We start from the raw sequence: 9097 nt of genomic DNA on the forward strand, positions 1-9097 counted from the left end.
GCGCTGGTGGGTGCTGGCGATCGTCGTCGCCGCCCAGTTCATGTTCGGGGTCGACGCCTTCGTGGTGAACGTCGCCATTCCGACCATCGCGGTCGAGCTGCATGCGACGCCGGCGCAGATCGAATCCGTCATCGCGATCTATCTGATCGCCTATGCCACGCTGGTCGTCACCGGCGGCCGCCTCGGCGACATCCACGGCACCAGGAATATATTTCTGGCCGGCGTGCTCGGCTTCACCGTGACGTCGCTGTGGTGCGGGCTGGCGCAATCCGGCGTCGAGCTGATCGTCGCGCGGCTGGCGCAGGGCGCGACCGCCGCGCTGATGGTGCCGCAGGTGCTGGCGACGCTGCATCTGTTGTTCACCGACGAACAGCGCAGCCGTGCCTTCGCCATCTACGGCATCGTGCTCGGGCTCGCGGGGGCCGCAGGCTTCCTGCTCGGCGGGCTTCTCGTCACGATCGATCTTGCGGGCACCGGCTGGCGCTCGGTGTTCTTCGTCAACGTTCCTTTCGGCCTCGTCATCGCGGCCGCCGCCTGTCGCATCATGCCGTCGGTGCCGCGCCGGGCCGGCACAAGGCTCGACATCAAGGGCAGCCTCGTCCTGTTCGCGGGCCTGCTGTGCCTGATCGGGCCGTTGCTGTTCGGTCACGATGTCGGCTGGGCGCCGTGGCTGTGGGCGGTGATGGCGACCGGCGGCGCAATCCTCGCAGCATTCCCCCGGCTCGAGCACGCGGTGGCGCGCGCCGGCGGCATGCCGCTGATCGATCTGACGCTGCTGGCGGATGCGGCCTTCCTGCGCGGGCTTGGCGCGGCGTTCTTCTTCTTCGCCGCCAATCTCTCGTTCTATCTGGTGATGACGCTGTTCATGCAGCGAGGCTTGAAGATCCCGCCGCTCTCGGCCGGCATGGCCTTCATTCCGCTCGCGCTCGCTTTCGTGGTGGCATCGCGCCACAGCGGCGCGCGGGCGCGGCATCGCGGCACCAAGGTGTTGATCGAGGGCTGTGCGCTCCAGATCGCGGGCCTTGTCGCGCTCGCGCTTGTGACAGGCTTGATCGCTACGCCGACGCCGATCGAGCTCGCGCTCACCATGATCATGTTCGGCTACGGCCAGGGACTGGTGATGGCGCCGCTCTCCGGCGCGGTGCTCTCGACAGTCAAGCCGGTCGCCGCGGGCTCAGCCTCCGGCGCGTACGGCACCATCGCGCAGATCGGAAATGCGGCCGGAGTGGCCGCAATCGGCGCGGTGTTCTTCGCGGTCGAAGCGCTGCAATCAGCGCGCGCAGGATTCGCCGTCTCGCTCGCGCTGTTCGTGGCGTTAATCATGATCTGCGCCGCATTTTTGGCGTGGGTGCGCCGCGCATCTGCACCAAGTTGAGGCATTGCGGTGAATGTGTGCGGATTCCCCCATGAATTTCCGGTAATTGACAGCACACACACTTTTTATTTCGCACTGCAGCAACTATCTGGTTTGGCTGACGTTGGAAGTCGCCGATCAGGAGTTGCCGTGTCGTTAACCAGAAATGTCGAACTCTTAAGACGTCTGCCAAAGGTGGATGGTCTGCGCCTTGCCGCGTTCGGCCGGAGCGCGGATGCCTCCAGCCCGTTGGAAGAAGTCACGGGCTTCGGCGACAACCCCGGCAATTTGCGCATGTTCGCATTCGTGCCGGCGCAATTGCAGAAACCGCGCGCGCTCGTCGTCGTGCTGCATGGCTGCGGCCAGACCGCGGCGGGCTACGATCTCGGTGCGGGATGGTCGACACTGGCAAGGCATTACGGATTTGCACTGCTGATGCCCGAGCAGCAGCGCGCCAACAACGGCAACACCTGCTTCAACTGGTTCAATCCGGAAGACACCGCGCGCGACGGCGGCGAGGCGCGTTCGATCCGCGAGATGATCGCGCACATGGCCGAAGCGCACCGCATCGACTCCCGGCGCATCTTCATCACCGGCCTTTCCGCCGGCGGCGGCATGACGTCGGTGATGCTTGCGACCTATCCCGAGATTTTTGCGGCCGGCGCGATCATCGCCGGCCTTCCCTACGGCATCGCCTCGAACCTGCGCGAGGCGCTGGACGGCATGTTCCATTCGCCCGCGCGGCCGGCGCGCGAGCTCGGCGATCTCGTGCGCAACGCCTCGGACCATGGCGGACCCTGGCCGAAGGTCTCGGTGTGGCATGGCAGCGCCGACCGCACGGTCAATCCCGGCAATGCCAACGAGATCGTCAAGCAGTGGCTCGACCTGCACGATCTGCCTGATGTGCCGATGGCGGAAACCAATGTCGACGGCTATCCGCGCCAGGCCTGGTGGAACAGGGACGGCGAGACGCTGGTCGAGTCCTTTGCCATCACCGACATGGCGCATGGCACGCCGCTCGGCGTCGCCGACAATGATCAGCGCTACGGCACGGAAGGCGCGTTCCTGATCGAGGCCGGCATCTCCTCGTCCTATCACATCGCGAAGTTTTTCGGCCTGACCGGCTGGATACCGGACGCTGCGAAGAAGGCGGCGGCAAAGCCTGCCGTCGCGTCGAAGCCGGCTCTTTCCCCCGCGCCGCATCTTGCCCGCTCGATCCGCTCGGCAGTCGCCGAGCCGCCGGCCGAGCCGAAGCGCGAGCAAAGCCGCGGCTTCGACCTCGGCGAGATCATCACGCGGGCGCTGACCGCCGCGGGATTGATGAAGTAGCTCCGCTGTCGTCCCGGTGCGCGACGTAGTCGCGAGCCCGGGACCCATAACCACAGGACAAAGTCAGGCCCGAAAGGATAACTCCGAGTCCCCGTACCCACATCTCCCTGTGGTTATGGATTCCGGGCTCGCGCTATCGCGCGCCCCGGAATGACGGCTACGCCGTCTGATCGATCACCTCGATCGGCGTCACCGTCACCTCGCCGCCGGCAACCTTCCGCGTCATCTCCTGATAGTGCTTGAAGAAGTCGCGCGATTGCAGCGCTTTCTGCGCGGCATCATCCGCGACGCTGGCGAGGTGGAAATAATGGCCGTCGTCGCGGTTCTTCAGGCAGCGATAGCTGAGTCGGCCCTTCAACTCCGGATCGCCGTCGATCGCCTTGATGAAGCGGCCGATCTCCCGGTGCCATTCTTCCGTCGTGCCGTTCCTGAACTCGTATCGGATCATGAAGTGCTTCATGTGACGCTCCCTGTTCGTCATGTGCACCATCATCTGCGGCTTACGGGCGATCCCGCAAGTATGGACAAAATTGATAGTATGGACTTTTTCGCCGACGCTCCTATCCTCGTGGCATAGCGTTTTCGAGCGAAGTGGATACCGGTTCGCGTGAAGAAAACGCGTCAAGAAGAATGGCCGGCTCAGGCATGGAGGCGACGACATGGCGAAGGCGAAAGCGGTCCCGGCGCGCAGCTGTCCCGTCGCGGCCTTTCAGAAAATGATCAGCGGCAAGTACAAGCTCCGCATCGTCTGGGATCTCAGGGACGGTCCGCGCCGCTATGGCGAAATCCGCAGCGGCCTGTTGCGCGGCATGGAGGGCAGCGCCGAGATCACCCCGCGCGTGCTCAGCCGCGAATTGAAGGCGCTGACGCAAAGCGGCCTGATCGACCGCAAGGACTTTGGCGAGGTGCCGCCCAAGGTCGAATATCGCCTGACCCGCAAGGGCAAGAGCTTTGTGCCGGTCGTCGCCGCGATCCGCGATTGGGGTGATCGCAATCTCGGCGAGCCCGTGCTCGCCGAGGCGGCAGAGTAAGTTCGCTACATCTCGCCGGTGATAAACGGGTTGGTCATCCGCTCCTGGCCGATGCTCGAGCCCGCGCCGTGGCCGCAGATGAAGCCGACATCGTCGCCGAGCGGCAAGAGCTTGGTCTTGATCGAATCGATCAGCGTCGCGTGACTGCCGCCGGGCAGGTCGGTGCGGCCGACCGAGCCTGCGAACAGCACGTCGCCGACATGGGCAAAACGCAGCTCCTTGTTGAAGAACACCACGCTGCCGGGCGAGTGGCCGGGGCAGTGCAGGATGTCGAACTGCAAGCCGCCGATCGACACGGTGTCGCCCTCCTCCAACCAGCGGTCGGGCGCGAAATTGCGCACGCCGGTCATGCCGAAGCGCGCGCCGCTCTCGACCACATTGTCGAGCAGGAACTTGTCGGCGGCATGCGGACCCTCGATCGGCACCTTCAGCGCATCGCGCAATTCGGCCGCGCCGCCGACATGGTCGATATGGCCGTGGGTCAGCCAGATCTTCTCCACGGTGACGCCGGTCTGCCTGATCGCTTCGAGGATTTTCGGCACGTCGCCGCCGGGATCGATCACCACGGCCTTCTTGCCGGGCTCGTCCCAGATGATGGTGCAGTTCTGCTCGAACAGCGTCACGGGAACGATGATCGCGCCGGCCTTGGCTTGTGCGGTTTCTTGGGTGTCGTTTTGCTCGGTCATGGCCTCACAATGCCGATTTTTGCCATGCCGCCAAGCAAAAGATTTGTGCCCAAGACCTGATCCAAGACCTGACCCAAGACCCGCCCCAAGACCTGGGAACGCGCCCGGGAACAGCCGAGCCGCCGTCACACGGTTGTCCCAATTGGCTTGCTGGTTTGAACCGGGGCGTCCCTTCCGCGTTCTCTCGCGCAAGGAAGATGATCAAGGCCAATTTTTGGGTGGGTTTTCCAGCATGGCTCAGGGCGGCGACAATTGGTGGCGCGACGGCATCTTCTATCAGATCTACCCGCGCTCCTTTCAGGACTCCGATGGTGACGGCGTCGGCGATCTCGCCGGCATCCTGCGGCGGCTGCCCTACGTGAAATCGCTCGGCGTCGACGCCATCTGGCTGTCGCCGATCTTTCCCTCGCCGATGGCCGATTTCGGCTACGACATCTCGGACTACACCGGCATCGAGCCCGTGTTCGGCACGATGGCGGATTTCGATGCGCTGCTCGTCGCCGCCCATGACAACGGCCTGAAGCTGATCCTCGACCTCGTGCCCAACCACACCTCCGACCAGCACCCCTGGTTCATCGAGAGCCGCGCCTCGCGCGACAATCCCAAACGCGACTGGTACGTCTGGCGCGATTCCGCACCTGACGGCGGCGTGCCGAACAACTGGCTGTCCGAATTCGGCGGCAGCGCGTGGACTTACGACGAGACGACAGGTCAATATTACTACCACGCCTTCCTCGCCCAGCAGCCGGACCTCAACTGGCGCAATCCGGACGTCCGCGCGGCGATCTACGACGTGATGCGGTTCTGGCTGGAGAAAGGCGTCGACGGGTTTCGCGTCGACGTGATCTGGCACCTGATCAAGGACGCCGAATTCCGCGACAACCCGCACAACCCGAATTATGTCGAGGGCCGGCCGCCGCACGAAAGGATCCTCACGCAATATTCCACCGACCAGCCCGAGGTGCATGACGTCATCGCCGAGATGCGGCGCGTCACCGATGCCTTTGGCGCGCGCGTGCTGATCGGCGAGGTCTATCTGCCGCTGCACCGGCTGGTGGCCTATTACGGAAACGACCTCACCGGCGCGCAGATGCCGTTCAATTTCGCGCTGCTCTCGACCTTCTGGAGCGCGCGCTCGATCGAGACGATCATCGAGGATTACGAGAAGGCGCTGCCGAAGGGCGCCTGGCCGAACTGGGTGCTCGGCAATCACGATCGCCGGCGCGTTGCGAGCCGCGTCGGGTCGGAGCAGGCCCGCGTCGCCGCCATGCTGCTGCTCACGCTGCGCGGCACGCCGACGCTCTATTACGGCGACGAGATCGGCATGCATCAGCTCGCGATCGCGCCCGACGACGTGCGCGATCCCTTCGAGAAGAACGTGCCCGGCATCGGTGTCGGCCGCGACGGCTGCCGTACGCCGATGCAGTGGGATTCCTCCAACTATGGCGGCTTCTCGGAGGTCAGGCCGTGGCTACCGCTGCCGGAGGATCATGTTCACGAGAACGTCGTCAATCTCGAAGCCGACACACGCTCGATCCTCTCCTTGTACAAGCGCCTGATCGCGTTGCGGAAGACCTGCCCGCCGCTGGTCCTGGGCGATTATCATCCGATCGCGGCGCAGGGAGACCTGCTGATCTACCGCCGCGAGGCCGAAGGCAGGGCGCTGATCGTGGTGCTCAATCTCGGCCCCGAACCGATCGCAGTCACCACCAGCGCGATCCGCTTCGGCAGCGAGATATTGCTGTCGACGTTTCTGGATCGCGAAGGCGAAAAGCTCGAAGGCGTGCTGGATTTGCGCGGCAATGAGGGAGCGATCGTCGCACCGCCCGCCTAAGTGTCGTCCCGGCGAAGGCCGGGACCCATACGCGAGGTCTAGCGATAGTAGCCGGTCGCAGTACCGAACGCCGAATCTTCGCCAAACTCCTTCCTGTGGTTATGGGTCCCGGCCTTCGCCGGGACGACGGGGGAGTATGTGGATGCAGCTACCCCGGATGCGCCTTGCCGCGCACCGTATCCGCGTCGATATCACTCCGCTTCAGCAGATAGTCCAGCCCGCCGACCCGGTACCAGCGATAGCCATAGGGCTCCAGCACGATGCGGTGCTGGCCGCGCTTGTCGGCGTGGCTGTGGTCTTCCGCGAGCAGGTTGATCAGGTGCGCGCCGGCGTCGCCGGGCAGCCCCACCGAGAACGCGATCTCGCGTGGCTTCTCATCGAGATTGTGCACGAACAGCACCGAATTGTTGCGCCAGTCGTAGCGCATGATGAAGACGGCGGGATCGCGCGTCGCAATGATCGCGAAATCGCCCCAGCCGATCTCCGGCACCTCCTTGCGCATGCGGACGATGCGTTCGGTCCAGTTCAGCATGGAGTTGGCATCGCGCCGCTGCTTGGCGACGTTGACGTGCGGAAAGCCGTAAGGGCCCTTGTTGATGACGGGACACGCCGGCTTGTCGTTCTTGGTGAAGCCGCCATGCGGCTCGGTCGACCATTGCATCGGCGTGCGCGCGCAATTGCGCTCCGGCAATGAGAGATCGTCGCCCATCCCGATCTCGTCGCCATAGCGGATCACGGGCGTTCCCGGCAGCGTGCACATCAGGCTGTAGGCAAGCTCCAGCCGCCTGCGGTCGCCGCCCAGCATCGGCGCGAGGCGGCGGCGGATGCCGCGGTCGTAGAGCTGCATGTCCTTGTCGGGGCCGAAGTTTTTGAACACGGCCTCGCGCTGCGCCTTGGTCAATCGCCCGAGATCGAGCTCGTCGTGATTGCGCAGGAACAGGCCCCATTGCGCCGAGGCCGGCCGCGGCCTGGTCGCCTTCAGCGCCTTTGCCAGCGGCCGCGAATCGCCCGACGCCAGCGCATAGAACAGGTGCTGGTTGACGTGGAAGTTGAACATCATGTGCATGCGGTCGGCGTCGCGGCCGAAATAGTCCATGTCGGTTTCCGGCAGCACATTGGCCTCGGCGAGGATGATGGCATCGCCCTGGCGCCATTGCAGGAATTCGCGGAACGCGCGCAGCATGTCGTATTGCTCGACCGGCTTCTTCACCTTGGCGCCCTTGGTCGCGATCACGAAGGGCACGGCGTCCATGCGAAAGCCGGAGACGCCGAGCTGGATCCAGAAGCCCATGATCTTGAGGATCTCGGCCTGCACGTGCGGGTTCGAGGTGTTGAGGTCGGGCTGGAAATCGTAGAAGCGATGGAAATACCAGGCGCCGGCGTCCTTGTCGCGCGTCCAGGTCGATTTCTGCACGCCGGGAAACACCATGCCCTTGTTGGCGCCGGCCGGCTTCGTGTCGGACCACACATACCAGTCGCGATAGGGCGAGGTCTTGTCTCGCCGTGCCTCCTTGAACCAGTGATGCTGGTCCGAGGTGTGGTTGACGACGAGGTCGATGATGATGCGGATGCCGCGCTGCTTGCAGCCATGGGCGAACTCGACGAAGTCGCCGAGCGTGCCGTAGCGGGAATCGACGCTGTAATAGTCGGCGATGTCATAGCCGTCGTCGCGGCCGGGCGAGGTCTGGAACGGCATCAGCCAGATCGTGGTGATGCCGAGGCCGTGCAGATAGTCGAGCCGGCGCAGCAGGCCCTTGAAATCGCCGACACCGTCGCCGTCGGCATCCATATAGGTGCCGACGGACAGGCAGTAGATCACGCCGTTCTTGTACCAGAGATCGTCGATCATGCGCGAGCGGCCTCGATGGTTCCGCCAGGTGGGCGGCTGCGTGATAAGTGCGAGGGCAGGGGGAGGTTCCCGAGTGTCGTCCCGGCGAAGGCCGGGACCCATACCGCGAGGTCTATCGATAGTAGCCGGTAGGCGTACCGAACGTCGGGTCTTCGCCAAACACCTCCCTGTGGGTATGGGTCCCGGCCTTCGCCGGGACGACAGCAGAGAATGGGCAACGGCTCGGCATTCGCGAACAGTGTCCGCACCCAACGGAATCGGCTAAACTCCCGCCCATGGACAACCCCGCCCGCAACATCGCCGTGGTGCCGCCGCCGGACCGTCGCCAGTCCGAGACGGCGCTGGCGATCGCGCGCGGCACGGCGCGGCTCTTGCGTTCGCTCGGCTTCACCTGCATCAGCGAATTGCCGCTGCCGTCGGGCCGGCGCGCCGACCTGGTGGCGCTGAACGAGCGCGGCGAGATCTGGATCGTCGAGATCAAATCGTCGGTGGAGGATCTGCGCGCCGATCAGAAATGGCACGAGTACCGTGCCCATTGCGACCGGCTGTTCTTCGCCTTCACGCAGGATCTGCCCTGCGAGATCTTCCCCGAAGGCACCGGCCTCATCATCGCCGACGCCTATGGCGCGCATCTGCATTGCGAGGCGCCCGAGCACAAGCTTCAGGCCGCCACGCGCAAGCAGATGACGGTGCGCTTCGCGATGGCGGCGGCCCTGCGGATCAACCGCCTGGTCGATCCGCAGGGACATGCTGAGTTTTGGGAGTAGCTTTCGTGACCTTGTAGGGTGGGTTAGCCCTGCGGCTGCGCGCAAGCGCAGTCCGCTAGGCGTAACCCACCTCTTCTGCATCCGCGGAGATAGACGGTGGTGGGTTACGCTTCGCTAACCCACCCTACGAAGTTCGCCTTACTGATTCTTTCCCCGTCATCCTGAGGTGCTCGCGCAGGGAGCCTCGAAGGATGCACGGCCGCGATGCAGCCGGGCCGTCGCCCTTCGAGGCTCGCCGAAGAGGCGA

The 9097-nt window shown here is 64.6% G+C and carries 8 protein-coding genes; 5 read left to right on the forward strand and 3 right to left on the reverse strand.

The genetic code is table 11. The features are described from left to right. Together ACXJL8_RS25330 and ACXJL8_RS25335 are read left to right on the forward strand one after the other, a co-directional pair. Window positions 1-1375: MFS transporter (locus ACXJL8_RS25330; protein ID WP_456685788.1), on the forward strand; the 1375-nt coding region annotated here is incomplete at its 5' end. Between the two features lie 129 nt (window positions 1376-1504). Further along, window positions 1505-2683, forward strand: a complete 1179-nt coding sequence (locus ACXJL8_RS25335; RefSeq protein ID WP_456618416.1) for an extracellular catalytic domain type 1 short-chain-length polyhydroxyalkanoate depolymerase — start codon at window positions 1505-1507, stop codon at window positions 2681-2683. A 157-nt stretch (window positions 2684-2840) separates the two neighbouring features. On the opposite strand, the gene ACXJL8_RS25340 is transcribed toward ACXJL8_RS25335, so the two are convergent. Continuing rightward, a complete protein-coding gene (locus ACXJL8_RS25340) occupies window positions 2841-3143 on the reverse strand; it encodes a hypothetical protein (RefSeq protein WP_456618415.1) in 303 nt (100 codons plus the stop codon). 199 nt (window positions 3144-3342) lie between these two features. On the opposite strand from ACXJL8_RS25340, the gene ACXJL8_RS25345 reads away from it, so the two are divergent. Further along, window positions 3343-3714, forward strand: a complete 372-nt coding sequence (locus ACXJL8_RS25345) for a winged helix-turn-helix transcriptional regulator (protein ID WP_456618414.1) — start codon at window positions 3343-3345, stop codon at window positions 3712-3714. Between the two features lie 5 nt (window positions 3715-3719). On the opposite strand, the gene ACXJL8_RS25350 is transcribed toward ACXJL8_RS25345, so the two are convergent. Next, entirely contained in the window at window positions 3720-4400 is a 681-nt protein-coding gene (locus tag ACXJL8_RS25350; protein ID WP_456618413.1) for an MBL fold metallo-hydrolase, read from the reverse strand. Window positions 4401-4632: 232 nt separating this feature from the next. On the opposite strand from ACXJL8_RS25350, the gene ACXJL8_RS25355 reads away from it, so the two are divergent. Further along, entirely contained in the window at window positions 4633-6234 is a 1602-nt protein-coding gene (locus tag ACXJL8_RS25355; RefSeq protein WP_456685789.1) for an alpha-amylase family glycosyl hydrolase, read from the forward strand. A gap of 148 nt (window positions 6235-6382) precedes the next feature. Here the strand turns inward: ACXJL8_RS25355 and ACXJL8_RS25360 are convergent, their stop codons facing one another. Further along, window positions 6383-8083 (reverse strand): alpha-amylase family protein, encoded by a 1701-nt coding sequence (locus ACXJL8_RS25360; protein WP_456618411.1) that lies wholly within the window; start codon window positions 8081-8083, stop codon window positions 6383-6385. A 275-nt stretch (window positions 8084-8358) separates the two neighbouring features. Between ACXJL8_RS25360 and ACXJL8_RS25365 the strand changes: the two genes are divergently transcribed. Continuing rightward, entirely contained in the window at window positions 8359-8850 is a 492-nt protein-coding gene (locus tag ACXJL8_RS25365) for an MmcB family DNA repair protein (RefSeq protein ID WP_456618410.1), read from the forward strand. Window positions 8851-9097 lie beyond the last annotated feature (247 nt).

The organism is Bradyrhizobium sp. P5_C11_2, from assembly GCF_054049755.1.